The sequence below is a fragment of the Promicromonospora sukumoe genome (assembly GCF_014137995.1).
In the GTDB taxonomy this organism is placed as follows: Bacteria; Actinomycetota; Actinomycetes; order Actinomycetales; family Cellulomonadaceae; genus Promicromonospora; species Promicromonospora sukumoe.
In genome coordinates, this window is sequence record NZ_JACGWV010000001.1 from 3,306,554 (window position 1) to 3,330,071 (window position 23,518).

The window sequence follows — 23,518 nt, forward strand, 5'->3', positions numbered from 1 at the left end:
CTAGGCTGTCCCCGTGGCGCTGGCCGTCTGCCTGCTCTTCGACAGGCCCACCGAGCGGGTCCTGCGACGGCTGTGGCAGCGACTCGAGGACCAGGGCGTGCCCACGCTCGCCGGCCACACCCACCGGCGGCACGTGCCGCACCTCTCCCTGGCGGTGCTGCGCTCCTGGGACCTGGACAAGGTGCGCGCCGCGATGGAGGCCCTGCCCGACGCCGGTGCGACCACCGTCCGGTTCGACGCCGTCGCCGCGTTCCGGCGCGGCCGGATGAGCCTGGTGCCGGCCGTGACCAGCACGCTCGCGGCGCGGCAGGAGCGGGTCGTCGAGGCCCTCGGCGCCACGGACGACGAGCTGCACAAGCACTACGTCCCCGGCGTCTGGACGCCGCACGTCACCGTCGCGACCCGCGCCCGGCTCGACCAGACCCCGCTGGTGCTGGAGGCGGTCTACGAGATCGTGCCGCTCACGGGCACGCTGACCCACGCCGCGCTGATCGACGCCGGGACGGGCGCCGCGTACCCGCTCAGGACCGTGCCGTGAGGGCAGTGACGACCGCGCCGTGAGCACGGGGCCGGACGGGCAGGCCCGCTCGTCCGCCCGCAGACTGGGCTGATGACCGAACCCCTCGTCGCGATCGTGTGCGCCCTCCTGGTGATCGCCGCCTCGACCGTGCTCGGCCCGCGCGTCGGCGTCGCGCCCCCGCTCGTCCTGGTGGCGGTGGGCGTCGCGGCGAGCTTCCTGCCGATGTTCTCCGCGGTGGACATCGATCCCGAGTGGATCCTCGCGGGCGTGCTGCCGCCGTTGCTCTACTCGGCGGCGGTGTCGATGCCGGCCATGAACTTCCGCCGGGAGTTCGGGGCGATCAGCGGGTTGTCCGTCCTGCTCGTCGTGGGGACGTCGCTGCTGCTCGGGCTGTTCTTCATGCTGGTCCTGCCCGGGCTCGGGTTCGCGTGGGGCGTGGCGCTCGGCGCCGTGGTCAGCCCGACCGACGCCGTGGCGACGTCGATCGTCAAGCGGACGCCGGTGTCCAAGCGCGTCGTCGCGCTGCTGGACGGCGAGAGCCTGCTCAACGACGCGACGGCCCTCGTGCTGCTGCGCACCGCGATCGTCGCGACGGCGGCGTCGTTCTCGTTCTGGGGCGCGGTCGGCACCTTCGCCTGGTCCGTGGTGGTCGCGCTCCTGGTGGGCGTGCTCGTCGGCGCGGTCAACCTCGCGGTCCGACGGCGCGTGACCGACCCGACCGTGAACACGGTCATCTCGTTCACCGTCCCGTTCGTCGCGGCGGTGCCGGCCGAGGCCCTCGGCGCGTCCGGGCTGGTCGCGGCCGTCGTCGCGGGCCTGGTCACCGGGTTCCGCTCGCCCCGCGAGCTGTCCCCGCAGAACCGCCTGTCGGACACGCAGAACTGGCGCACCGTCGAGCTGGTCCTGGAGGGCGCCGTGTTCCTGACCATGGGCCTGCAGCTCCGGTCCGTGGTCACGGCCGTCGAGCGGGACCACGCCGGCGTCGGGCCCGCGGTGCTCGTCGCCGTCGGCGCCCTGGCCCTGACCGTCCTGGTGCGCGCGGCCTACGTCGCGCCCCTGCTCGCGGCCCTGGACCGTCGCGTCCGACGCGGCGAACGGATGCAGGACCGGCTGCTCGGCATGCAGGACGAGCTGAGCACCCCGGAGGGCAAGCAGGACACGTTCGAGCGCATGCAGGAACGGCGCGGGCCCCGCCGCGCCACCGAACGGGACCTCGACCGGCTCTCCGTCCGGATCACCCGGGTGCTGGCCGACATCGACTACTTCCTGCGCGAACCGCTCGGGTGGCGGGAGGGCACCGCCGTCGTCTGGGCGGGCATGCGCGGCGCCGTGACCGTGGCGGCGGCGCAGACCCTGCCCGAGGACACGCCGCAGCGGTCGGTCCTCGTGCTGGTCGCGTTCACGGTGGCGCTGCTGTCGCTGGTGGTCCAGGGCGGCACCGTCGGCCCGCTGCTGCGCCGCATCACGCCGCCGGTCGACGAGGCGGCGGCCCGGGAGCGGGACGCCGCAGAGCGGACGCGGATCTTCGAGCTGCTGCGCACCAGCGCCGAGGCGATCCCCGAACCGCCGGAGCTCAGCGGCGACCCCACTCCCGAGATGTTCGGGGTGTCCAAGAAGCACCGCCTCACGGTGATCGCCGCGCAGCGGTCGGCGCTGCTGGACGCCCGCGACAACGGCACCTTCGACGCCGACGTGCTGGCCCACGTCCTGGCGACCCTCGACGCGTCGCAGATCGACATCGAGATGCGCGGTGGCCCCGTCACCTGAGGATGTTCCTTGGGCTCGGCACAACTGAGATCGGTCGGCTGCGTCGAGACCGGTCCATCGACGGACCGGTCTCGACGCAACCGACCGAGCTCACGACCGTCCCGCGCGCTACCGCCCGATCCGGTCCAGCTCGGCGAGGTCCTCCGCACCGAGCTCCAGGCCCGCGCCCGCCACGTTCTCCCGGAGGTGCGCGACCGACGACGTGCCCGGGATCAGCAGCACGTTGGGCGAGCGCCGGAGCAGCCACGCCAGCGCCACCACGATCGTCGTCGTGCCCAGCCGGGCGGCGACGGCGGACAGCGCCTCGGACTGCAGCGGGCTGAACCCGCCGAGCGGGAACCAGGGCACGTAGGCGATGCCGTCGGCGGCGAGCCGGTCGATCAGCTCGTCGTCCTCGCGGTGGGCGAGGTTGTACATGTTCTGCACGCTCACCACCGGCGCGATGGCCCGGGCCTCCGCGACCTGACGGGCGGTCACGTTCGTCAGGCCCAGGTGCCGGACCAGCCCTTCCTGCTGCAGCGCGGCCATCGTCTCGAAGGCCTCCGCGAGCGAGCCCTCCTTCCGGCCCGAGGCGTCGCCGAGGCGCAGGTGGACCAGGTCCAGCGTGTCCAGCCCGAGGGTCTCCAGGTCGCCGTCGATCTGCCGCCGGAGCTGGTCGGGCCGGCGCTCCACGGGCCAGCCGCCCTGCTCGTCGCGGTAGGCACCGGCCTTCGTGACCACGTGCAGCGTGTCGGGGTAGGGGTGCAGCGCCTCGCGGATGAGCTCGTTGGTGACCCGCGGCCCGTAGGCGCCGGCGGTGTCGATGTGGGTGATGCCCAGGTCGACGGCCTCGCGCAGGACGGCGAGAGCACCGTCGCGGTCGGCGGGCGGACCCAGCACACCGGGACCGGCGAGCTGCATCGCGCCGTAGCCGAAGCGGGTGACGGTCAGGTCGCCCAGGGTCCAGGTGCCGCCGGGCAGGGTGGGAGCGATGGTGCTCAAGGTCGTGGCCTCTCGTCCGTGGAGGTCGCGGACGACGGCGGGTACCCGGCCGTCCGGCCTCCGACGTCGATCGTGCGGCCGCCACCACGACGGCGTCCAAGACCCGTTCGATCGAAGCTGATACCCCACCGGTATCAGCGGTGCTCCGGCCCCCGATACCCTGGCCCCGTGGACGGACTGGAGACCCGCGAGCTGAGGTACTTCGTCGCCGTGGCCGAGGAGCTGCACTTCGGCCGGGCCGCGGAACGCCTGAACATGGCCCAGCCGCCGCTGTCGCGGGCCGTCCAGCAGCTCGAGCGGCGGCTGGGCGTCGTCCTCCTGGACCGGGACCGCCGGGGTGTCTCGCTCACGGCCGCCGGTGCGGCGATGCTGGCCGAGGCGCGGCTGGCCCTCGACGCGGTGGACGCCGTCGTCCGCCGGACCCGGCGCGCGGCCGCGCCGACCCCTGGACTGGTCCTGACCACGAAGGCCGGCTCCTCGCACGAGCTGCTCAAGCGGCTGCTCGACGCGTACGCGGCCCGGCCCGGTGCCGTGGAGGTCGACGTGCTGCTCTGCGAGATCGGCGGGCAGGGGCAGCTCCTGCGCAACGGCAGCGCGGACGTCGCGATCGTGCACGCCCCGTTCGACGTGCTGACGGGCCTGGACACCGTGGAGATCGTGACCGAGGGCCAGGTGGCGATCGTGCCCGCCGTGCACCCGCTCGCGCAGCGCACCAGCGTGACCATGGCCGAGGTGAGCGACGTGCCCGGCCTGCCGATCGCGCGCTGGCCGCAGCACGACGGCACCTACCCGCCCGGCCCCGGGCCCGAGGTCCGGAGCCAGTCCCAGCTCGCGCAGCTCGTCGCCCTCGGTCGCACGCTGCTGGTCATCCCGGGCTCCAGCCGGGCCTGGCAGTGGCCCGAGCACGTGGCGGTGCCCGTCTCCGACGCGCCCGACGTGACGACGCTGCTCGCCTGGCCGGCGGGCGTCCGGTCGGCGGCCCTGGACGACCTCGTCGAGACCGCGACGCGTCTGGTCGCCGCGGCCTGAACCGCCTGGCCCAGCCTGACGCGCCTCAGCAGCTCCCGTGCACGGAGTCGTCCCACCAGCCCAGCACCCGCGCGGCGTGGAACGTGAGCCACTTCGAGGGCTGCCCGGCGTCGACGTCGACCTCGAACCAGACCCGCCCCGGGTGCCGGCGGGCCTGCAGCCAGGTGCCGTCGGGCTGCCGCTGCGCGCGGACCGCCTCCACGGCCTCGGCGAGGCGGGCGTCGGGCGGGGTGTCGCGCAGCAGGGACGCGGCGCGGAAGTAGTCGGTGGCGCTGAGCACGTCGTAGAACGAGCGGAACGGGTAGGCGAGCCGGAACACCCAGTCCGCCACGGGCTCCCCCGTCGTCAGCCGCCGGACCAGGTGCCGCTCCAGCAGGTACTCCTCGGCCCGGGCCTGCGCCTGGCGGACGGCGTCGCTGCCGGCTGTGCTGCCCGTGCCGCCCGCGCCTTCCGTGCCACTCGTGCCACTCGTGCCACTCGTGGCCTCCTCGTACACGAGCAGGCCCTTGAGCGAGTTGAGCGTGGAGCGCACCGAGGCGCGCGTCGAGCCCTCGACCCACTCGCAGTTCCAGCCGCCCTCGTCCATCTGGTGCGCCACGAACCAGTCGGCGAGGCCCCGGACGTCCGCCCCGAGCCACACGCCGTTGGCGAGCGTGAACCCGTTGATGCAGGCGTCGACCTCGCCGTCCCAGTAGGGCAGGTCGTCGTACTCCCAGCGCGTGTTCACGCCGATCAGGCGCACGGTGTCGCGCTCGCGCAGCACCTCGGGGTCCAGGCCCCACTCGCGCAGCGTGTTCAGGGACCAGGTGGTGGCCGTCCACGGCTGCCCCGCGCCGGGCTGCGCCTCCGGGCCCGTGAAGTCGAAGCCCGCCGGGAAGAAGGCCCCACCGGCCCAGGTCCCGGCCTCGTCCTGCACCGCCAGCAGGCGGGCCCCGAGGCCCTCCGTGGCGATGCGGGCGCGCGTGGCCCGCCAGACGTCGTCGGGCGCACGCAGCAGGTCGCGCTCGACCTGCCAGCGCAGCGCCGGGTCGCTGTCGAGCAGCCACGTCAGCACGTCGTCGGACACCCGCGAGGAGGTCATACGCCCGAGACTAGGGCGCACCGGCCGACCGTTCCACGCAAGTGCGGGTGAGGTCACGGCGTTTGCGACCGGATTCCACGGGGCATACGTTCGACGGAGCCTGCTGACAGGGGACGCGCACCATGACCAACGTTGCCGAGACCATCGTCGAGATCATCGAGGACGCCGGGGTGGAGCGGGTCTACGGCCTGCCGGGCGACTCGCTGAACGGCTTCACCGACGCCATCCGGCGCACCGACAAGATCGCCTGGCAGCACGTGCGCCACGAGGAGGCGGCCGCCTTCGCGGCCGCTGCCGAGGCCACCCTGACCGGCGAGCTGACCGTCTGCGCCGGGAGCTGCGGGCCCGGCAACCTGCACCTGATCAACGGGCTGTTCGACGCCAACCGCAGCCGGGTTCCCGTGCTCGCGATCGCGGCGCAGATCCCGGCGAGCGAGATCGGCAGCGGCTACTTCCAGGAGACGCACCCGCAGGACCTGTTCCGCGAGTGCAGCGTCTACACCGAGCTGGTGAGCGTGCCCGAGCAGCTCCCCCGCGTGCTGGAGATCGCGATGCGCACGGCGGTCGAGAAGCGCGGCGTCGCCGTCGTCGTCGTGCCGGGCGAGGTGTTCCTCGCGGAGAGCGCCGGCCGCAAGAAGTCGGCCCCCATCCGGGCCACGCAGAGCGTGGTGCGCCCCGGCGAGCACGAGCTCGGCATCGCCGCGCAGATCCTCAACGAGGCCAAGCGGGTGACCATCCTGGGCGGCGCCGGCACGGAGGGCGCCCACCGGCAGGTGCTGCAGATCGCCGAGAAGCTCAAGGCGCCGGTCGTGCACGCGCTGCGCGGCAAGGAGTTCCTGGAGTACGACAACCCCTACGACGTGGGCATGACGGGGCTGCTCGGTTTCTCCTCCGGGTACCGGGCCATGGAGAGCTGCGACGCGCTGCTCATGCTCGGCACCGACTTCCCGTACCAGCAGTTCTACCCGTCCAAGGCGCAGGTCGTGCAGGTCGACATCCGGGGCGAGCAGCTCGGCCGGCGCACCCCGGTGGACCTGGGCCTGGTGGGCGACGTCGGCGACACGATCGAGGCCCTGCTCCCCCGGCTCGACGACCGCGGCAACCGCCGGCACCTCGACTCCTCGCTCAAGCACTACGCGAAGGCGCGCAAGGGCCTCGACGAGCTCGCCGACAACGACCACAACCGGCAGCCGATCCACCCGCAGTACGTCGCGCGGCTGGTCAGCGAGCTGGCGAGCAACGACGCCGTGTTCATCCCGGACGTCGGCTCGCCGGTCGTCTGGGCCTCCCGCTACCTGACGATGAACGGCCGGCGCCGGCTCATCGGGTCGTTCAGCCACGGCACGATGGCGAACGCGCTGCCGCACGCGATCGGCGCCCAGTCGGCGTTCCCGGACCGGCAGGTGGTCGCGCTGGCCGGCGACGGCGGCCTCGGCATGCTGTTCGGCGAGCTGCTGACCGTCCGGCAGAACAAGCTGCCCGTCAAGATCGTGGTGTTCAACAACTCGTCGCTCAACTTCGTCGAGGTCGAGATGAAGGCCGCCGGGTTCGTGAACTACGGGACCCACCTCGACAACCCGAACTTCGCCGACGTCGCGAACGCCATGGGCATCCACGGCCGCCGGGTCGAGCAGCCCGACGACCTGGAGGGCGCCCTGCGCGAGGCGTTCGACCACGACGGGCCGGCGCTGGTCGACGTCGTCACCGCCCAGCAGGAGCTGTCGATCCCGCCCGCGATCAACGCCCAGCAGGTCAAGGGCTTCACGCTCTACGCGATCCGGACGATCATGTCGGGGCGCGGGGACGAGCTGGTCGACCTCGCGGACACGAACGTGTTCCGGCGGCTGTTCGACTGAGGCTGGGGTGTCTGCCCGGGTCTTGCCGGGGCTGCCCGGGTCCTGTCCGGGCAGTGTCAGTGGCTCGTGTGAGCATCAGGTATGGAACGGATACAGCGTCTTCGACCCGAGGGGCTCGTCTCGAGTCCCGCCTTCAGCCACGTCGCCGTCGTCCCGCCCGGCGCGACCACGATCTACGTCGGCGGGCAGAACGCCGTCGACTCCGACGGTGCGCTCGTCGGCGGGGACGACGTCGCGGAGCAGTCCCGCCGCGCAGTCCAGAACGCGGGCACCGCGCTCGCCGCGGCCGGGGCGACCTTCGTCGACGTCGTCCAGTGGACCGTGCTCTTCGTCGACGGCGTCGACCTCGCCGCGGCCTATGGCGCGATCGCCCCGTTGCTCGCTGCCGAGGAGCCGCCGCTGGTGCTCGGGGCGCGTGTCGCCGGGCTGGGCGTGCCGGGCGCGCTCATCGAGGTGAGCGTGATCGCGGCGGTGCTGCGCTGATCGGGGGCGGTGCTGCGCTGATTGCGGACGGGCTGAGTGCGGACGGGCTGAGTGCGGGCGGTTTGTCGGCGGGCGGTCGTCAGGCGCCGGGCTCGGTGCCGTGCTCGACCGCGAGCGCCAGCGTGGCCCACGGGTCCAGTGCGGCCCCGGTAGCGCGCTCGTCCGCGAGCCGCTGGTCGCCGAGCACGTCGCGGACGGCGGTCTCGATCGCGGCGAGCTCCTCGGCGTCGTCCGGGTCGGGCACCTGGCCCAGGTCGGCGAACGCGCGCCGCGCGAGGCCGAGCAGGCGTGCGGCGCGGACGAGGTCGTCGTCGGCCACGGCGACCGCGGCGGCCCCGACGTAGGCGTACGGGACGAAGTCGCGGTACCCGGCGCCGACGATCCGCGCCCGGCTGGTCGCGAACCGTTCGCGCGCCGCCGCCGTCTCGCCGAGGCGTAGCTCGGTGAAGGCGAGGTTGTGCAGCTCGGAGGTGACGGTGTCGTGGTTGCCGAGCGCGTCGTTGAGGTCGATGGACTCCTGGTAGAGCACGCGGGCGCGGGTCAGGTCGCCGGCCATGCGCGTCACGCCGGCGAGGACGTGCCGGGGGCGTTCCTCCAGGCGGCGGTCGCCGGTCCGGACGGCGACGTCCAGCGCCTCGGAGGCGATGCGCGCCGCCTCCGTGAGGTCGCCGCCGCGGATCGCGAGGCGGGAGAGCATGTAGAGCGCCTCGACGAGCGCGGGCAGGTCGTCGGCGGCACGGGCGCGCTCGGTCTCGTCGTGCGCCAGGCGCGCGACGGCGTCGTCGTCCCCGCGCCGGAACGCCGCCCGTGCGGTCTCGCTGAACGTCATCCGGGTACCCCTTCTCGTGGCCCCCGGAGCCTAACCGCCCCCCGCCGCCGCCCAGCCCCGCCCCCGCCAACCGTCGCCAACCCTCCCGGCCAAACCCGCCGCCGACTCGCCCCGCCAACCGAACACGCCCGGCTACGCCAACCGGCGGCGGCCCATTCACCTTCGAGACCTAAGTTTCTTCGCTTTCGACGGCCGCAAAGCGAAGAAACCTAGGTCTCGAAGGAGAGTCGCGTCAGGCAGTGAGCCAAGGCCCGGGAGCGAACCGGGTCAGGCAAGCAGCACGGCCGACGACGAGTTCACCTTTGAGACCTAAGTTTCTTCGCTTTCGACGGCCCCAAAGCGAAGAAACCTAGGTCTCGAAGGAGAGTCGCGTCAGGCTGTTGGACGGGAGCCGGTAGTGAGTCGGGTCAGGCGGTGTGCCGACGTCCGGCGGGTTGCGCCCCTTCTGGACGCAGCCCCGCCGCGCCGCTAGCGTCCAGCCGGGACGACAACGCTCAACGACGAGGCAGCGCTCCACAACCGGAACGCCGGCAACCACAGGGCACCACAACCACAACGCCGACAACCACAGCGCACCAGGACCACAGGGCACCACGACCGCAGGGCACAGGGGGCACGTGATGGCCGAAGGGACCGTGTCGGCGTACGACCGCGAGGCCGGCTGGGGCACGATCGTGCCGGACGACGGCGGTCCGCCCGTCCGCGTGCACCAGGTCGAGATCCGGTCGCACGGCGACCAGGTCCTGGAGCGCGGCGAGCGGGTCGCGTTCGGCATCGAGCAGGACGACGACGGCGCGTTCGCCACGACCGTCACACCGCTGGGCCCGATTCTCTCCGAGGAGGAGCTGGCGCAGCTCGGGCTGGTACCGGAGCCCGAGCCGGCCGGGAACGACGCGGCGGCGGACGGTGCGGCGGCGGACGCGGACGGCGCGGCGATTGCTGGTCGGGCGGCGGATTGCCCCGAGGAGCCGGAGAAGCTGCCGACCTGGATGAGCGCCGTGATCGCGCTCCTCGGCTCGGCGGCGCTGGTCCTCCTCGTGATCGGCGTGTTCCAGGTGTCCGACGGGAACGACGAGTGGCTGGCCCCGCTCATCATCAGCGGCGTCGTGCTCACGGTCCTGCAGTCGATCCCGCACGAACGCTGGTGATGGCCGGTCCGCCCAAGGAGAGACCCTGCGTCAGCCGACCGGCCTGTGGTCCTCGCTCGCGAGCCAGTCGTCGAAGGTGATGGTGCCCTCGACGCGCTCCCCGGTGCCGCGCAGCGCTCCCGACGCCAGCCCGCGGGTGTAGGTGCCGGGCAGCCGGACCTCCCAGACCCGGCGGCGGACGCCCTCATCGGCGAGCTGGCGCCGCGCGACGTCGGCGAGCTGCTCGTCCCGGGGCCCGACCAGGTCGGTCGCGCGGCCCACTGGCCCGTCCTCGGCGACGGACACGAGGTAGGCGCCGACGTCGCGCGCGGCCACGGGGCGGATCGGCGCGGTGGGCATGACGACGACGGGCCCCCTCTGCTGGCCGGACAGGAGCTGCCCGACGAACTCGTGGAACTGGGCCGCACGCACGATCGTGTACGGGACGTGCCCGGCCCGAACGGCCCGCTCCTGCGCGATCTTGCCCGCGTAGTAGGAGGCGTCGATGCCGTCGATCCCCACGATGGACAGGGCCACGTGGTGCCCCACCCCGATCTCCTGCTCGGCGGCCAGCAGGTGGTGCGTCGCGGCCTCGAAGAACCTGCGCGACGTGCGCGCGAAGAACGTCGTCGTGTTGGTGACGTCGACGACGGCGTCCGCGTCGCGCAGCGCCTCGATCACGCCCCGGCCGCTGGTGACGTCCACGCCGTGCGCCCGCGTCAGGGCCACGACGTCGTGGCCGCGCTCCTCTGCCGACGCGACGACATACCTGCCGACCGTGCCCGTTGCTCCTGCGACTGCGATCCTCATCGCTCTTCCTCCGGTCCTCGCCCCAGTGTCACGCGGAAGGGCCGGCACCGCGCACCCTGACGGCCGGGCCGGACGCACCTTCCGGCCCCCTGACGAGACAGCCCGGAGAAGTGTGAGGTGGCGCCCGGACCTCACACCCCGCGAGGCTGTCTCGTCAGGTTGATGATGAGTCAGGTTGATGATGAACGGGAGAACCCGCACCCCGAAGCCAGAGGACGCTCTGTGGAAGACGACGTGGAAGACGACGTGAAGGATCTCGGCGACGTGTTCGCCGAGCGCCGTCGGCTCCTGTCGCTCGCGTACCGGATGACCGGCACCCTGGCCGACGCCGAGGACGTGGTGCAGGAGACCTACGTGCGCTGGTACCGGCAGGACGAGGCCGAACGCGCCGAGATCCTCAACCCGGCCGGGTGGCTGACGCGCGTCGCCAGCCGGATCGCGCTCGACCTCCTCGCCTCGGCGCGCCGACGGCGGGAGCGGTACATCGGGCAGTGGCTGCCCGAGCCGGTGCCGGCCGACCTGTTCGACGGCACGGCGCCGTCGGCCGGCACGTCCGACCCGCTGGAGCGGGTCACGCTCGACGACGCCGTCAGCACGGCGCTGCTCGTGGTGCTGGAGGCGATGACGCCCGCACAGCGCGTGGCGTTCGTGCTGCACGACGTGTTCGCCGTGCCGTTCGACGAGATCGGGCAGATCGTGGGGCGGACGCCGGCCGCCGTCCGGCAGCTCGCGGCGTCCGGCCGCCGGCAGGTCCGCGAGAACCGGACCGCCGCGGTGCCCCGCGACGAGCACGACCGCGCGGTGCGGGCCTTCCTGCGGGCCGCGCAGGCGGGCGACGTCGAGCAGCTCGTGCGCGTGCTCGCGCCGGACGTCCAGCTCCGCAGCGACGCCAACGGGCTCGTGAGCGCGGCGCGCAACGTGATCGAGGGCCCCGACCGGGTCGCGCGGCTCGTGCTCGGTGTGGGCGCGAAGATGCCCGACCTGGTTCCTTCGCTGGAGCGCACGGCCGACGGGCTGAGCGTCGTCTTCCGCACGGGCGAGGTCGTGACCGCCGTCATGACGCTGCACGTCGAGAACGAGCTGGTCACCGACGTGTGGATCGTGCTCAACCCCGCCAAGCTCACCCACTGGCTCCCCCTGCCCCGCACGGAGACGGACGAGCGGTAGGTCGCTCAGGACAGGTGCCAGACCTCCCGCATGTCGCGCCAACCCTCGCCCGGCGCGGCGTCCGTGCCGAACGCGGTCTGGCACGGGTCGGTGTGCGTCCACCACTCCTGGGTCACCGGGTCCTGCGCGATCCGCGCCATGTCGGCCGCGTGGTCGTCGCCGGTGTACTCGTAGTAGGCGAAGAGCGTGTTCTCCAGCACGAAGATCGTGTAGTTGTGCACGTTGCAGGCCTGGAGGGTCGCCTCGACCTGCGGCCAGACGGCGGCGTGCAGGCGCAGGTACTCCTCACGCTTCTCGGGGACCACGTCGACCACGAGACCGTGCCGTTCGACCTGTTGTCCTACCCGCTGCTCGACCGGCTGCTCTGCTTGTCGCTCCACGGGTCGGGACGGTATCAGGTACCCGGTCAGAGGCCGCTGCTGGTCAGAGCCCGATGCGGACCGGCTCGTCCCCCAGCAGGCCCGCCCGGTCGTCGGCGAGGGTGGCGGCCAGCAGCGCCGGCAGGGTGCGCGGGCAGAACAGGACGCCGTCGCCCGGGTGCGCCAGGTCGGCGCGCGACCACCACCGCACGTCGACGATGCCCTCGGCGTCCGGGTGCCCCGGCGTGCCCGGCGCGAGGCCCGACGCCGGCTCGAAGGCTTCCGTCCGCACGAGGTAGAAGTCCTCGTGCACACCCGCGTAGCCGGGCCGCGGCGTCCCGGGCGGGTACTCGACCTCGCGGGTCCACACCGGCGAGAGCGGCCGGTCGTCCGGAACGACCAGCCCCACCTCCTCGAAGAGCTCGCGCCGCAGCGCCTCCTCGACGGTCTCGCCCGGCTCGACCCCGCCGCCCGGGCCGATCCAGACGGTGCTCACCTCGTCGAGCGCGTGCGCGACGAGCAGGATGCGGTCCTGCTCGTCGACGACGAGACCACGGCACTGGCGGCGCAGACGAGGCAACGACATCTCCGGAACGTATCGCGGGACGCGCGGCGCGGCCAGGGTCAACGCGGGCAGGGTCAGGGTCAATGCGGGCAGGGTCAGCCCGGCTCGGCCCCGACCCGCCTCGGCCCTTCCGCGAGCCGACGCCGGTACGCCGCCGGGCTGACGCCGAACGCGCGCGTGAACGCCGTGCTCAGCGCGAAGCCGCTGGAGTACCCGACCCGCCCGGCCACGGCGTCGAGCGTGAGCGAGCGGTCGACCAGCAGGTCGCGCGCGAGCGCGAGCCGCCAGCTCGTGAGGTAGCGCAGGGGCGGCGTGCCGACCAGGTCCGTGAACCGCGCCGCGAGCGTCGCGCGGGAGACGGCGGCCCGCCGGGCCAGGGCGGCGAGGGTCCAGGCGCGCTCGGGCTCGGCGTGCATCGCCCGCAGGGCCGCGCTGACCGCCGGGTCGCCGACGCCGCCCACCCAGGTGGGCCGGGCCGGCGGGTGCGCTGCCGTCCAGGTGCGGATCGACTCGATGGTCACCACGTCGACGAGGCGGTCGAGCACCACGCTCTGGCCCAGGTCGTCGCGGGCGATCTCCCGCGCCAGGTGGGCGACGAGCGCCGGGTCGAGCGCACCCGCCGGGAGCACGGCGGCGTCGGGCAGGACGTCGGTGACGAACCGCCCCACGCTGCCGACGTCGGCGTAGGAGGCGACGATCATCGTGTCGGGACCGTCGGGGTCGTTGCCCCAGTGCCGCAGCCCGTGCGCGAGGGCCAGGTCGAGCGGGGCGCCGTCGGGCGTGACGCAGCGCTGGCCGGGCTCGATGATCGCGAGGGTCGCGCTGCCCGCGGCGTCGGACACGCGGTAGGGCAGGGGGCCGCGGACCAGGGCGACGTCGCCGGTCGCCAGCTCGTGCCCGACGCCGCCGGCCTCCAGCCGGCCGCCGCCCGAGGTGACGATCACGACGGTGAGCGCCGACTCGTCCTCGACGCGGACCGCCCAGGGCGCGCGCATCGACATCAGGAGCGTGAAGGCGCCCTCGGCGTGCGGGTGCGCGAGGAGCTGGGACAGCGGGTCCATGCGTCGAGCCTAGACGCTGGAACATGGGATGTAGATCCTGAACTATTCAGAGTCCAGGGCGGCCGGGCTTCGATGTACCCATGGCTACTTCAACGAACACCTCACCCGTCCTCGTCACCGGCGGTACGGGCCGCACCGGCCGCCGCGTCGCCGACCGGCTCCGGGCCCAGGGCCGCCAGGTCCGCATCGCCTCGCGCACCGGCACCGCGTCGGCCCCCGTTCCCGCCCCCGTTCCCTCCGCCGCCTCTGTCCCCGTCCCCTTCGACTGGCACGACGACGCCGGCTGGGACGCGGCCCTCGACGGCACGTCCGCCGTCTACGTCTGCTACTCCCCCGACCTGGCCCTGCCCGGCGCCGACGCCGTGATCGACGCCTTCACCGCGCGGGCCGTCCGGCACGGCGTCGAGCGGATCGTCCTCCTCTCCGGCCGCGGGGAGGACGCCGCGAAGGCCTGCGAGGACATCGCGCTCGCCGCCTCGGCCGCCACCACCGTGGTGCGCTGCTCCTGGTTCCAGGAGAACTTCAGCGGGCACTTCCTGCTCGACGGCGTGCTCGCCGGCCGCGTCGCCGTACCCGCCGACCAGGTACGCGAGCCGTTCGTCAGCCTGGAGGACGTGGCCGACGTCGCCACGCTCGCCCTGACGAGCGACGCCCACGCCGGAGAGGTCCTGGAGCTGACGGGGCCCGAGGCCCTGACGTTCACCGAGGTGGCGCACCTGCTGAGCGGGGCGACCGGCCGCTCGGTCGAGCACGTCGCGCTCACCCCGGCCGATTTCGTCGACGAGCTCACCGCCGCCGGCGTCCACCCCGAGGAGGCCGACGGCCTCGCCTGGCTGTTCCAGGAGGTGCTCGACGGGCGCAACACGGCCACGACGGACACGGTCGAGCGGGTGCTCGGCCGGCCCGCCACCCCGTTCGACGCGTTCGCCCGTCGCGCGGCGGCAGCCGGCGCCTGGACGCGGGGCATCTGACGGGCGCGGGGCGCGCGCTCAGGCCCTGGGCACCACCGGCGTCGCCCCCGGGCGCGTCCACTGCGGGGTCGGCCGGCGGGTCGGCCCCCAGGTGCCGTTGCCCTCGGCGTCGGTGGCCCAGTACCAGCACGAGGTGTGCCCCGCGGGCCAGCCGTCCGGCACGTCCTCCCACGACTCCCCGCGGCCGTACGGCGTCATGTCGAGCAGGCCGAAGATCCCCGCGGCCGGCTCGTTGCCCCGGCCCGTGGTGCGGTAGGTGAGGTAGACCTGGTCGCCGTCGCGCAGGAAGACGGCGATGTGCCCCATGTCGACGCCGATCGGCCCGGGCAGGTCGCGCACCGAGTACCAGGGCTCGGTGTAGCCCATGAACTCCAGGAAGGGCACGACCTCGCCCCACGGCCCCTCGGTCAGCATCGCGAACGAGACACCGCGCGCCCGGAGGTAGGGCGCGGACCGCTGGACGTGCCAGGCGTTCGTGGTGCAGCCGGGGCACTGGCCGCTGATCGGGTCGCCGTCGTGCCACATGTGCTGGTAGACCACGAGCTCGTCGCGGCCCTCGAACAGGTCGGTGAACGGCACCGGACCCTCGGCGCCGGTGACCAGCACGCTCCCGTCGACCTCCACCATCGGCATCCTGCGCCGGGCCGCCGCAAGCGCGTCGCCGGCGCGGGTGTGCGCCTTCTCCTGGGCCAGGAGCTCGGCGCGGGCCGCCTCCCACGCGTCCCGGTCGACGACGGGCGGACGGGCGGGTGCGCTGGTCGTCACGGGCGTCTCGGTCATGGTGTCCTCCGGCTGGGTCGTCAGGTCGTCAGGGGTCGAGTCGTCAGGTCGGCTCGGGCGCTCGAACGCGCGCTCCCCCTACCGACGACGGCGAGGACCCGGACTCATCGCCACTACGGCCCGCGATGCGACGGCCGCGCCAGGCGAGGCACCCCGGGACAAGTCCTCGCGCCCGGGGTGTGTTGCCCTCGGTCGACAATGTCTACGCAGAGCAACACACTCCCCGGACGTACTGTCTCCCCCGGAGCGTTCAGCCCGCCGGCTCCGCCCGGCGATCCGCGGCCGCCGCCCGGCTCGTGCGCAGGTGCTCGCTGGCGAGCCGCGCGGCGGCGTCGGCGTCGCGGTTGCGGACGGCGTCCAGCAGCGCCCGGTGCTCGTCGGCGATGCCGGTCAGGTCGGAGTGCTGGGCCAGGAGCCACCGCACCCGGCTCGCGGTGACGGCGTGCAGCTCGGCCAGCACCGGGTTGCCCGACGCCGCGACCACCGCCTCGTGGAAGTCCGCCGCCGCGCGCCGCGCCGCCGGGGCGTCCCCGCGTGCCGCCGCTGCCGCCTCGCGCTCCCACGCCTCGGTCAGGCCCGCGAGCTGTTCGGCGGTACGACGCTCGGCGGCGAGTCGGAACTGCGTCGGGTCGGTCGCCTCGCGCACCTCCTGCAGGTGCGCGACGTCGGCGTCGGTGAACTCCCGCACGACGGCCCAGGTCCGCGGCCGCGGCGTGACCAGCCCCTCCGCGACGAGGGCGCGCAGCGCGTCCCGCACCGGGATGCGGCTCACGCCCAGCTCCGCGGCGAGGTCGCGCTCGACGAGGCGGCTGCCCGGCGCGCGCGTGCCGTCCACGATCTGCTCGCGGACCGCGCGGGCGACCCGCGCCGACTCGGGCTCGAAGTCGCTCTCGGGACCGGGATCGTCCGGCGGCATGTTCATGCGGCAATCCTGCCAGGAACCCAAATGGGATACCATTTTTCCATGAGCACCGCCCCGAGCAACACCCCCAGCACCACCCCGCCGACCAGCCGGACCGACACCGTCACCGTCCTGCGCGACGTCCGCCCCTGGGGCGGCGAGCGCAGTGACCTGCACGTCGCCGACGGCGTGATCACCGCCGTCGTCCCGCACGACCCGGCGGCGCGGGCAGTCGGCACCCCCGGCAGCACCGACGCCGACACCGCGCCCGACGCCGGTGTCGTCGAGGGCAACGGCCTGCTCGCCCTTCCCGGCCTGGTCAACGCGCACGCGCACGTCGACAAGTCGTGGTGGGGCAAGCCGTGGGTGAGCTACGGCGGCGAGCCGGGCACGCAGGGCCGCATCGCGCACGAGCGCGCGCACCGCGACGAGCTCGGCATCCCCGGCGTCGACGTGACGCTCGCCGTGCTGCGCGAGTCGGTCCGTACCGGCACGACGGCGGTCCGGTCCCACGTGGACGTCGACCTCGGCGTCGGGCTGCGCGGCATCGAGGTGGTGCGCGAGGCCGCGGCAACGCTGGGCGGCGCCGTGCACGTCGAGATCGTGGCGTTCCCGCAGGACGGCGTGCTGCGCCGGCCCGGTGTGCTGGACCTGCTCGACCAGGCGGCGGCCGCGGGGGCCGAGCACATCGGCGGTCTGGACCCGGCGTCGATCGACCGCGACCCCGTGGGTCAGCTCGACGGGCTGTTCGCGATCGCGGAGCGGCACGGCGTGGGCATCGACGTGCACCTGCACGACGGCGGCGAGCTCGGCGCGTTCCAGATCGAGCTGATGATCGACCGCACGGTGCGGGCCGGGCTCCAGGGCAAGGTGAACGTGGCGCACGGCTTCGCCGTCGGGCAGCTCGCGGGCGCCCGCCAGGCCGACCTGGTCGCCGCGATGGGCGAGGCGGGCATCAGCATGACGACGGTCGCGCCGATCGGCGCCGCTCCCCTGCCACTGCACGCGCTGCGCGCCGGCGGGGTGCCCGTCGGCCTGGGCACGGACGGCATCCGCGACCTGTGGTCCCCCTACGGCACGGGCGATCTGCTCACGCTGACCACGCAGCTCGCGCGGCTGTCCGGCTTCCGCCGCGACGAGGACCTCGTCACCGCGGCGCGGATCGCCTCGGCGGACGCCGCCCGGTTCGTGGGCCGCGAGGTGCACGACCTCGTCGTCGGCGCGCCGGCCGACGTCGTGCTGGTCGACGCCCAGAACGTGCCCGACGCCGTGGTCCGCGCCCCGCGCCGCGCCCTCGTGGTCGCGGCCGGCCGCGTCGTCGCCCGGGACGGCGAGGTCCTGGTCTGAGGTGAGGGGCATTGATCGAACCAATCGCCCCGCGATACCGCAGCCATCCCCCGCAGTGTCTTGACCCGTGGCACCCTCGTCCGTAGATTGCAGGCATTTCATCGGATGTTTGCGAGGGAGCGGCATGGCCACGATCACCGGAGTGCGCGTCGAGGACGTGCGGTTCCCGACGTCGGTCACCGCCGACGGCTCGGACGCGATGAACAAGGACGCCGACTACTCGGCCGCCTATGTCGTGCTGGAGACCGACGCCCCCGGGCCCGACGGCGCACCCCTGGGCGGCTACGGCCTGACCTTCACCATCGGGCGCGGCAACGACATCGTGGCGGAGGCAGCGCGCCAGCAGGCCGTGACCCTCGTGGGCCGCGACGTCGACGAGCTCGCCGCGGACATGGGCGCGCTCTACCGGGACCTGACCGCCGACAGCCAGCTCCGCTGGCTCGGGCCAGAGAAGGGCGTGGTGCACCTGTCGCTCGCGGCCGTGCTCAACGCCGTCTGGGACCTCGTGGCCCGCCGCGCGGGCAAGCCGCTGTGGCGCCTGCTCGTGGACCTGACGCCGGAGCAGCTCGTCGACGTCGCCGACCTGCGCTACCTCTCCGACGCCCTGACCCGCGACGAGGCGCTGGCCCTGCTCAAGGCCCAGGAACCCGGTAGGCAGGAGCGCCTGGCCCACCTGGAGCGCACCGGCTACCCGGTGTACACGACGTCGGCCGGCTGGCTCGGCTACAGCGACGACAAGCTGCGGCGGCTGTGCCAGGAGGCCGTGGACGCCGGGTACCAGCACGTGAAGCTGAAGGTCGGGGCGGACCTCGCCGAGGACGTCCGCCGGCTGACCATCGCGCGCGAGGTGCTGGGCCCCGACCGGAACCTGATGATCGACGCCAACCAGGTGTGGGACGTGCCGCAGGCCATCGAGTGGATGCGCGAGCTGGCCCGGTTCGACCCGCTGTGGATCGAGGAGCCCACCTCCCCCGACGACATCCTGGGACACGCCGCGGTGCGCCGCGCCGTCGCGCCGGTCGGGGTCGCGACGGGCGAGCACTGCCACAACCGCGTGATGTTCAAGCAGCTCTTCCAGGCCGAGGCGATCGACTACTGCCAGCTCGACACGGGGCGGCTGGCGAGCGTCAACGAGATCGTCGCCGTGCTGCTGCTCGCGGCCAAGTTCGGCGTGCCGGTCTGCCCGCACGCGGGCGGCGTCGGCCTGTGCGAGATGGTGCAGCACGTCTCCGTGCTGGACTACGTGGCGATCGGCGGCGACCTGACCGGCCGGGTCACCGAGTACGTGGACCACCTGCACGAGCACTTCACCGACCCGGTCACCGTCGCAGACCGGGGTGCGGGCACGGCATACGTGCTGCCGTCCCTCCCGGGCTACTCCACGCAGATGTACGAGGAGTCGGTGGAGCGGTTCCGGTTCCCGGACGGTGCGTACTGGGTGGGCGACACTTCGGCGCCCGGTACGACTGTGCGCGATACCGCTGTGCGGGATACTTCCCAGCATGTCCCGCACTGACGAGGTCGTCGACGGCATCCGCAGGATGATCCTCGACGGCACGCTGCGTCCCGGCGACCGCCTGCCGGTCGAGAAGGACCTGGCCGACGCGCTCCAGGTCTCCCGCGGCTCCCTGCGCGAGGGCGTGCGCGCACTGTCAATCCTCGGCGTCCTGCACACGCGGCAGGGCGACGGCACGTACGTGACCAGCCTCGACGCCGCGCGCCTCCTGTCCCCCATGGCGCTCGTCCTCGACCTGCAGGACGACGGCGCGCTGCCCGCCTTCCACAGCGTCCGCCGCGTCCTGGAGACGGAGGCGGCGGGGCTCGCGGCCACCCGGATGACCGACGACGCGCTCGCCGAGGCCCGCGCCGTCCTCGACCAGGTGTCCGAGGTGCTGGACGGCACGGAGGTGGACCACGACCGGTTCATCGAGGTGGACATCGCCTTCCACCGCGTGATCGCGGCGCACAGCGGCAACCCGGTGCTGGAGGCGCTCATCGAGTCGTTCGCCGGCCGCACCGTGCGGGCCCGGCTGTGGCGCGTGCTGCACGCCGAGGGCATCGAGGCACGCACGCACGGCGAGCACGAGGCCATCTGGCGTGCGCTCGCCGCGCGCGACCCCGAGGCAGCCCGCATCCGGATGGCGGCCCACCTCCTGGGCGTCGAGGACTGGCTCCCGAAGCCGGAGAACCTGGACGACTGAGCCTGACCTCCCCCCACGTGTCAGACGTACAGGTCCCCCGGGGGACCTGTACGTCTGACACGTGCATGGGGTCTGACAGCACCTATTCGTAGAGGACCGCCGCGATCTCCGGGTCGTCGATGTTCGTCTCGTCGTACCAGTAGAAGCCGGAGTCGATGACGGGCTCGACCTCCTCGCCGTTGATCGCGGCGACGGCGGCCTTGACCGTCTCGTAGCCCATCTTGATCGGGTCCTGGGTGATCGCGCCGGCCATGAGCCCGTCGCGGATCGCGTCGGTCTGCGCCGTCCCGGAGTCGAAGCCGATCACGGTCAGCTCGCCCGACCGCCCGGACTCCTGCACCGCCTTGACGACGCCGATCGCCGAACCCTCGTTGGTGCCGTAGATGCCCTTGAGGTCGGGGTGGGCCTGCATGATCGCCTTCGCGGCGTCGGCGGACTTGAGCTGGTCGCCCGCGGCGTACTGCGTGTCGACGATCTCGATGTCCGGCGCGTTCTCCTCGATGTACTGCGTGAAGCCCTCGACGCGCTGCTGCCCGGTCTGCGACGTCTGGTCGTGCCCGACGATCGCGATCTTGCCGCTGCCGACGAGTTCGGCCATGTGCTTGGCGGCCTCGGCCGACGCCGCGAGGTTGTCGGTGGACACCGTGGTCACCGGGGCGTCGGAGTCGACGCCGGAGTCGAACGCGATGACGGGGATGCCGCGGGAGACGGCGTCGGTCATCATCGGGATGGACGCCTCGGAGTCGAGCGCCGCGTAGCCGATCGCGTCCGGGCTCTTGTCCAGGGCGGTCTGCAGCATGGTGAGCTGCTTCTCGACCTCCGTCTCGGTCTCCGGCCCCTCGAACGTGACCTCGACGTCGAGCTCGGCCGCGGCGTCGTCGGCACCCTGCTTGACCGCCTGCCAGAACTGGTGCTGGAAACCCTTGGAGACGAGGGCGACGTAGGGCTTGTCCCCCGTCCCGGGTGCGCCGCCGCCCGAGCCCGAGCCGCCCGAGGCGCACGCCCCGAGAGCGAGCACGAGCGCGGTCACGGAGGCGGACGCGGCCAGCGCCGCGAGGCGCCTGCGCGTGGTGCTGCTGCTGTTCATCCGGGTCCAGCTCCTTCGGTGGTCGGGTAGAACGGTTGGGTTGGAACGGGTCGGGTCAGGCAGTTCGGGTCATGCCTCTTTGCCGCGCCGCAGCATGTCCGCGTACACGGCGAGCACGATGACGATGCCGACGGCGACCTTCTGCCACTCCTGCGGGATCGACATGATCCGCAGGCCGTTGGTGAGGGTCGCCATGATGAGCGCGCCGATGACGGTGCCGAGGATCGTCGCCTTGCCGCCGCGCAGCGACGTGCCGCCGATGACGACGGCGGCGATGGCCTCCAGCTCGTACCCGAGCCCGAGGCCAGGCTGCGCGGAGTTGAGCCGGGAGGCCATGACGACGCCCGCGAGCCCCGTGAACAGCCCCGCGACGACGTAGATGACCACCTTCCAGCGCCGCACGTCGACGCCGGAGATCGCGGTGGCCTCCTCGTTGGAGCCGATGGACAGCGCGTAGCGCCCGGTGAGCGTCTTGCTCAGCGTCACGCCCGCGAGGACGGCGGCCACGAAGAAGATGAGGACGGCGTTCGGCAGCCCCGGCACGAGCTCACCGCCCGCGAGCTGGCCGAACCCGGCGACGTCGGAGAAGTAGATGGGCTTGGTCCCCGAGATGACCAGCGAGAGGCCCTGCGCCACCATCATCATCGCGAGCGTCGCGATGAAGGGAGGCAGCCGCAGGTAGGCGACGTTCAGCCCGTTGAGCAGGCCGATCAGCGCCCCGATCGCGAGCCCGCCCAGCACGCCGACGACGAGCGGCAGGCCGAGGTTCGCCAGGAACACGCCCGTCATCACGGAGCACAGCGTCATGCCGGTGCCCACGGACAGGTCGATGCCGCCCGTCGCGATGACGAGCGTGGCACCCAGCGCCATGATCCCGGTGACGGCCGTGGCCAGCAGGATGCCCTTCACGTTCGCCCAGTCCAGGAAGTACGGGCTGGCCACCGAGAAGAACACGAAGATGACCACCAGCCCGGCGAAGGCGAGGAGCTGCTGGAGCTGCTGGCGGTTGCCCAGCCCGTTCTTGCCCTGCCCGGCTCTGCCAAGGATGGTCGTGGTCATGCGTCGCCTCCGGTCGTGACGAGCGAGCGGTCCGCACCGAACCGCGTCGCGAGCTCCATGATGTGGTGCTGGGTCGCGTCGGCATTGGCGAGCGTCCCGGTGACCCGGCCCTCGCACATGACGACGATCCGGTCGGCCAGCCGCATCACCTCCGGCAGCTCCGACGAGATGACGACGATCGACTTGCCCTGCGCGGCCAGGCCCGTGAGCAGCGTGTAGATCTCGTCCTTGGCGCCGACGTCGATGCCGCGCGTCGGCTCGTCGACGATCAGCACGTCGCAGTCGCGCACGAGCCACTTCGCCAGGACCACCTTCTGCTGGTTGCCGCCCGAGAGATTCTTGGCCCGCTGGTTCACCGACGGCGTCCGGATCGAGAGCCGGTCCACCATGTCGGCGGCGACCCGGCGCCCGTCGGCGTCCCGGACGAACCCGCCGCGCGTCATGCCGGGCAGCGAGGAAAGCATGACGTTGCGCACCACGTCCTGGTCCAGCAGCAGGCCGTAGCGCTTGCGGTCCTCCGACAGGTAGCCGATGCCGTGGCGGACGGCGTCGGCGGGCGTACGTATCGTGACCGGACGCCCGTTCACCTCGACGACGCCGGTGGACCGGTCGGCCCCGATGATCGCGCGGGCGACCTCCGTGCGGCCGGCGCCCATGAGGCCGGCGAGGCCGAGGATCTCGCCGCGGCGCAGCTCGAAGGACACGTCCTTGAGCAGCGCGCGCGTGCTGAGCCCGCGGACGGCGAGCGCCACTTCACGGTCCGCCACCTCGGGTGCGGGATGGGGCCGCACCCCCGTCTCGAGCTGCCGCCCCACCATGGCGGCGATGACCTCCCGGGTCTCCGTGGTCGCCGTCGGCAGCGTGTCCACGTACCGGCCGTCCCGCAGCACCGTGATGCGGTCGGAGATCTCCTTGATCTCGTCCATCCGGTGCGACACGTAGATGACTCCGGTCCGCGGCGAGACGAAGTCCCGCACGATCCAGAACAGCGTGGCGACCTCGGTCTCGGTGAGCGCCGCCGTCGGCTCGTCCATGATCAGCACGCGGGCGTCGAACGAGAGGGCCTTGGCGATCTCGACCATCTGCTGGCCCGCGACGCTCAGGTGCGCGACGGGCTGCCGCGGGTCCAGCGGGATGCCGAGCCGCTCGAACAGTGCGGTGGCGCGGCGCTCCAGCTCGTCGTCCCGGATGAGCAGCCCGGCGCGTCGCGGCTCGCGGCCGATGAAGATGTTCTGCGCGACCGTCAGGTCGGGCATCAGGTGGAATTCCTGGTGGATCACGCTGATGCCCAGCTCGTTGGCCTGCCGGGGCCCGGACGGGCTCATCGGCGTGCCGTCGAGCGCCATGGTCCCGGCGTCGGGCCGGTGCAGGCCGGAGAGCAGCTTGAGCAGGGTCGACTTGCCGGCACCGTTCTCGCCCACCAGCGCGAGCACCTCGCCGTGCCGCAGGTCGAGGTGCACGTCGTCGAGCGCGCGGACCCCGGGGAACGACTTGCTGATCCCCGTGGCGCTCAGCAGTGCAGGGCTGTCCGTCACGT

Annotated in this window: 23 protein-coding genes; 11 read left to right on the forward strand and 12 right to left on the reverse strand. The window is 73.1% G+C overall.

Translation table 11 applies throughout. The annotated features are described in order from the left end of the window. Positions 1-13 precede the first annotated feature (13 nt). Both FHX71_RS14660 and FHX71_RS14665 read left to right on the forward strand, forming a co-directional pair. A complete protein-coding gene (locus FHX71_RS14660) occupies positions 14-538 on the forward strand; it encodes a 2'-5' RNA ligase family protein (protein ID WP_182617484.1) in 525 nt (174 codons plus the stop codon). Positions 539-610: 72 nt separating this feature from the next. Further along, entirely contained in the window at positions 611-2,287 is a 1,677-nt protein-coding gene (locus tag FHX71_RS14665; protein ID WP_182617487.1) for a cation:proton antiporter, read from the forward strand. 108 nt (positions 2,288-2,395) lie between these two features. On the opposite strand, the gene FHX71_RS14670 is transcribed toward FHX71_RS14665, so the two are convergent. Further along, entirely contained in the window at positions 2,396-3,259 is an 864-nt protein-coding gene (locus FHX71_RS14670) for an oxidoreductase (RefSeq protein WP_312877094.1), read from the reverse strand. A 177-nt stretch (positions 3,260-3,436) separates the two neighbouring features. On the opposite strand from FHX71_RS14670, the gene FHX71_RS14675 reads away from it, so the two are divergent. Beyond that, a complete protein-coding gene (locus FHX71_RS14675; protein ID WP_182617489.1) occupies positions 3,437-4,297 on the forward strand; it encodes a LysR family transcriptional regulator in 861 nt (286 codons plus the stop codon). A gap of 25 nt (positions 4,298-4,322) precedes the next feature. On the opposite strand, the gene FHX71_RS14680 is transcribed toward FHX71_RS14675, so the two are convergent. Further along, complete coding sequence (locus FHX71_RS14680) at positions 4,323-5,378, reverse strand: squalene cyclase (protein ID WP_182617490.1); 1,056 nt, start codon at positions 5,376-5,378, stop codon at positions 4,323-4,325. 122 nt (positions 5,379-5,500) lie between these two features. Between FHX71_RS14680 and poxB the strand changes: the two genes are divergently transcribed. Next, the gene (poxB, locus tag FHX71_RS14685) at positions 5,501-7,234 is read left to right on the forward strand and encodes a ubiquinone-dependent pyruvate dehydrogenase (RefSeq protein ID WP_182617492.1); all 1,734 of its coding nucleotides are present in this window, start codon (positions 5,501-5,503) and stop codon (positions 7,232-7,234) included. 81 nt (positions 7,235-7,315) lie between these two features. Then, positions 7,316-7,717, forward strand: a complete 402-nt coding sequence (locus tag FHX71_RS14690; RefSeq protein ID WP_182617494.1) for a RidA family protein — start codon at positions 7,316-7,318, stop codon at positions 7,715-7,717. 79 nt (positions 7,718-7,796) lie between these two features. Here the strand turns inward: FHX71_RS14690 and FHX71_RS14695 are convergent, their stop codons facing one another. Then, positions 7,797-8,546, reverse strand: a complete 750-nt coding sequence (locus FHX71_RS14695) for a tetratricopeptide repeat protein (RefSeq protein ID WP_182617496.1) — start codon at positions 8,544-8,546, stop codon at positions 7,797-7,799. Between the two features lie 620 nt (positions 8,547-9,166). Between FHX71_RS14695 and FHX71_RS14700 the strand changes: the two genes are divergently transcribed. Next, positions 9,167-9,694, forward strand: coding sequence for a cold-shock protein (locus FHX71_RS14700; RefSeq protein ID WP_182617498.1), 528 nt, complete (start codon positions 9,167-9,169; stop codon positions 9,692-9,694). A 30-nt stretch (positions 9,695-9,724) separates the two neighbouring features. On the opposite strand, the gene FHX71_RS14705 is transcribed toward FHX71_RS14700, so the two are convergent. Then, a complete protein-coding gene (locus tag FHX71_RS14705) occupies positions 9,725-10,483 on the reverse strand; it encodes an SDR family oxidoreductase (protein ID WP_182617500.1) in 759 nt (252 codons plus the stop codon). 234 nt (positions 10,484-10,717) lie between these two features. On the opposite strand from FHX71_RS14705, the gene sigJ reads away from it, so the two are divergent. After that, positions 10,718-11,650: an RNA polymerase sigma factor SigJ gene (gene sigJ / locus FHX71_RS14710; protein ID WP_312877051.1), complete on the forward strand. Its 933-nt coding sequence runs from the start codon at positions 10,718-10,720 to the stop codon at positions 11,648-11,650. Between the two features lie 5 nt (positions 11,651-11,655). Here sigJ and FHX71_RS14715 read toward each other — a convergent pair whose 3' ends face one another. The 3 genes from FHX71_RS14715 to FHX71_RS14725 form a co-directional block, all read right to left on the reverse strand. Then, complete coding sequence (locus FHX71_RS14715) at positions 11,656-12,030, reverse strand: L-rhamnose mutarotase (protein ID WP_312877052.1); 375 nt, start codon at positions 12,028-12,030, stop codon at positions 11,656-11,658. 43 nt (positions 12,031-12,073) lie between these two features. Next, positions 12,074-12,595, reverse strand: coding sequence for an NUDIX domain-containing protein (locus tag FHX71_RS14720; RefSeq protein ID WP_182617505.1), 522 nt, complete (start codon positions 12,593-12,595; stop codon positions 12,074-12,076). 74 nt (positions 12,596-12,669) lie between these two features. Next, on the reverse strand, positions 12,670-13,635 hold the full coding sequence (locus FHX71_RS14725) for an AraC family transcriptional regulator (protein WP_182617507.1): 966 nt from the start codon (positions 13,633-13,635) through the stop codon (positions 12,670-12,672). Positions 13,636-13,715: 80 nt separating this feature from the next. Between FHX71_RS14725 and FHX71_RS14730 the strand changes: the two genes are divergently transcribed. Continuing rightward, positions 13,716-14,606, forward strand: a complete 891-nt coding sequence (locus FHX71_RS14730; protein WP_182617509.1) for an NAD(P)H-binding protein — start codon at positions 13,716-13,718, stop codon at positions 14,604-14,606. 18 nt (positions 14,607-14,624) lie between these two features. Here the strand turns inward: FHX71_RS14730 and FHX71_RS14735 are convergent, their stop codons facing one another. Continuing rightward, entirely contained in the window at positions 14,625-15,386 is a 762-nt protein-coding gene (locus FHX71_RS14735; RefSeq protein WP_182617511.1) for a DUF899 family protein, read from the reverse strand. 250 nt (positions 15,387-15,636) lie between these two features. Beyond that, positions 15,637-16,308, reverse strand: coding sequence for a GntR family transcriptional regulator (locus FHX71_RS14740; RefSeq protein WP_182617513.1), 672 nt, complete (start codon positions 16,306-16,308; stop codon positions 15,637-15,639). Positions 16,309-16,350: 42 nt separating this feature from the next. On the opposite strand from FHX71_RS14740, the gene FHX71_RS14745 reads away from it, so the two are divergent. The 3 genes from FHX71_RS14745 to FHX71_RS14755 all read left to right on the forward strand — a co-directional run bounded on the left by FHX71_RS14745 (position 16,351) and on the right by FHX71_RS14755 (position 19,835). Continuing rightward, positions 16,351-17,634 carry an amidohydrolase gene (locus FHX71_RS14745; RefSeq protein WP_182617516.1) on the forward strand — a complete coding sequence of 428 codons (1,284 nt, stop codon included), beginning with the start codon at positions 16,351-16,353 and terminating at the stop codon, positions 17,632-17,634. A 124-nt stretch (positions 17,635-17,758) separates the two neighbouring features. After that, on the forward strand, positions 17,759-19,150 hold the full coding sequence (locus FHX71_RS14750; protein ID WP_182617518.1) for an enolase C-terminal domain-like protein: 1,392 nt from the start codon (positions 17,759-17,761) through the stop codon (positions 19,148-19,150). Beyond that, the gene (locus tag FHX71_RS14755; protein WP_182617520.1) at positions 19,137-19,835 is read left to right on the forward strand and encodes a FadR/GntR family transcriptional regulator; all 699 of its coding nucleotides are present in this window, start codon (positions 19,137-19,139) and stop codon (positions 19,833-19,835) included. The genes FHX71_RS14750 and FHX71_RS14755 overlap by 14 nt, the downstream gene beginning before the upstream one ends. 82 nt (positions 19,836-19,917) lie before the next feature. On the opposite strand, the gene FHX71_RS14760 is transcribed toward FHX71_RS14755, so the two are convergent. The 3 genes from FHX71_RS14760 to FHX71_RS14770 form a co-directional block, all read right to left on the reverse strand. Beyond that, positions 19,918-20,922 carry an ABC transporter substrate-binding protein gene (locus FHX71_RS14760; RefSeq protein ID WP_182617522.1) on the reverse strand — a complete coding sequence of 335 codons (1,005 nt, stop codon included), beginning with the start codon at positions 20,920-20,922 and terminating at the stop codon, positions 19,918-19,920. A gap of 69 nt (positions 20,923-20,991) precedes the next feature. Beyond that, positions 20,992-21,981, reverse strand: coding sequence for an ABC transporter permease (locus FHX71_RS14765; protein ID WP_182617524.1), 990 nt, complete (start codon positions 21,979-21,981; stop codon positions 20,992-20,994). Then, positions 21,978-23,516: a sugar ABC transporter ATP-binding protein gene (locus FHX71_RS14770; protein WP_312877053.1), complete on the reverse strand. Its 1,539-nt coding sequence runs from the start codon at positions 23,514-23,516 to the stop codon at positions 21,978-21,980. Before FHX71_RS14770 ends, FHX71_RS14765 begins: the two co-directional genes overlap by 4 nt. Positions 23,517-23,518: the final 2 nt, after the last annotated feature.

What these genes read in the sequence shown, in the direction of transcription:
- FHX71_RS14665 (WP_182617487.1), top strand. Translation starts at nt 611, where the DNA reads ATGACCGAACCCCTCGTCGCGATCGTGTGCGCCCTCCTGGTGATCGCC.
- FHX71_RS14680 (WP_182617490.1), bottom strand. Translation starts at nt 5,378, where the DNA reads ATGACCTCCTCGCGGGTGTCCGACGACGTGCTGACGTGGCTGCTCGAC.
- poxB (WP_182617492.1), top strand. Translation starts at nt 5,501, where the DNA reads ATGACCAACGTTGCCGAGACCATCGTCGAGATCATCGAGGACGCCGGG.
- FHX71_RS14690 (WP_182617494.1), top strand. Translation starts at nt 7,316, where the DNA reads ATGGAACGGATACAGCGTCTTCGACCCGAGGGGCTCGTCTCGAGTCCC.
- FHX71_RS14695 (WP_182617496.1), bottom strand. Translation starts at nt 8,546, where the DNA reads ATGACGTTCAGCGAGACCGCACGGGCGGCGTTCCGGCGCGGGGACGAC.
- FHX71_RS14700 (WP_182617498.1), top strand. Translation starts at nt 9,167, where the DNA reads ATGGCCGAAGGGACCGTGTCGGCGTACGACCGCGAGGCCGGCTGGGGC.
- FHX71_RS14705 (WP_182617500.1), bottom strand. Translation starts at nt 10,483, where the DNA reads ATGAGGATCGCAGTCGCAGGAGCAACGGGCACGGTCGGCAGGTATGTC.
- FHX71_RS14720 (WP_182617505.1), bottom strand. Translation starts at nt 12,595, where the DNA reads ATGTCGTTGCCTCGTCTGCGCCGCCAGTGCCGTGGTCTCGTCGTCGAC.
- FHX71_RS14725 (WP_182617507.1), bottom strand. Translation starts at nt 13,635, where the DNA reads ATGGACCCGCTGTCCCAGCTCCTCGCGCACCCGCACGCCGAGGGCGCC.
- FHX71_RS14730 (WP_182617509.1), top strand. Translation starts at nt 13,716, where the DNA reads ATGGCTACTTCAACGAACACCTCACCCGTCCTCGTCACCGGCGGTACG.
- FHX71_RS14735 (WP_182617511.1), bottom strand. Translation starts at nt 15,386, where the DNA reads ATGACCGAGACGCCCGTGACGACCAGCGCACCCGCCCGTCCGCCCGTC.
- FHX71_RS14740 (WP_182617513.1), bottom strand. Translation starts at nt 16,308, where the DNA reads ATGAACATGCCGCCGGACGATCCCGGTCCCGAGAGCGACTTCGAGCCC.
- FHX71_RS14745 (WP_182617516.1), top strand. Translation starts at nt 16,351, where the DNA reads ATGAGCACCGCCCCGAGCAACACCCCCAGCACCACCCCGCCGACCAGC.
- FHX71_RS14750 (WP_182617518.1), top strand. Translation starts at nt 17,759, where the DNA reads ATGGCCACGATCACCGGAGTGCGCGTCGAGGACGTGCGGTTCCCGACG.
- FHX71_RS14755 (WP_182617520.1), top strand. Translation starts at nt 19,137, where the DNA reads ATGTCCCGCACTGACGAGGTCGTCGACGGCATCCGCAGGATGATCCTC.
- FHX71_RS14760 (WP_182617522.1), bottom strand. Translation starts at nt 20,922, where the DNA reads ATGAACAGCAGCAGCACCACGCGCAGGCGCCTCGCGGCGCTGGCCGCG.
- FHX71_RS14765 (WP_182617524.1), bottom strand. Translation starts at nt 21,981, where the DNA reads ATGACCACGACCATCCTTGGCAGAGCCGGGCAGGGCAAGAACGGGCTG.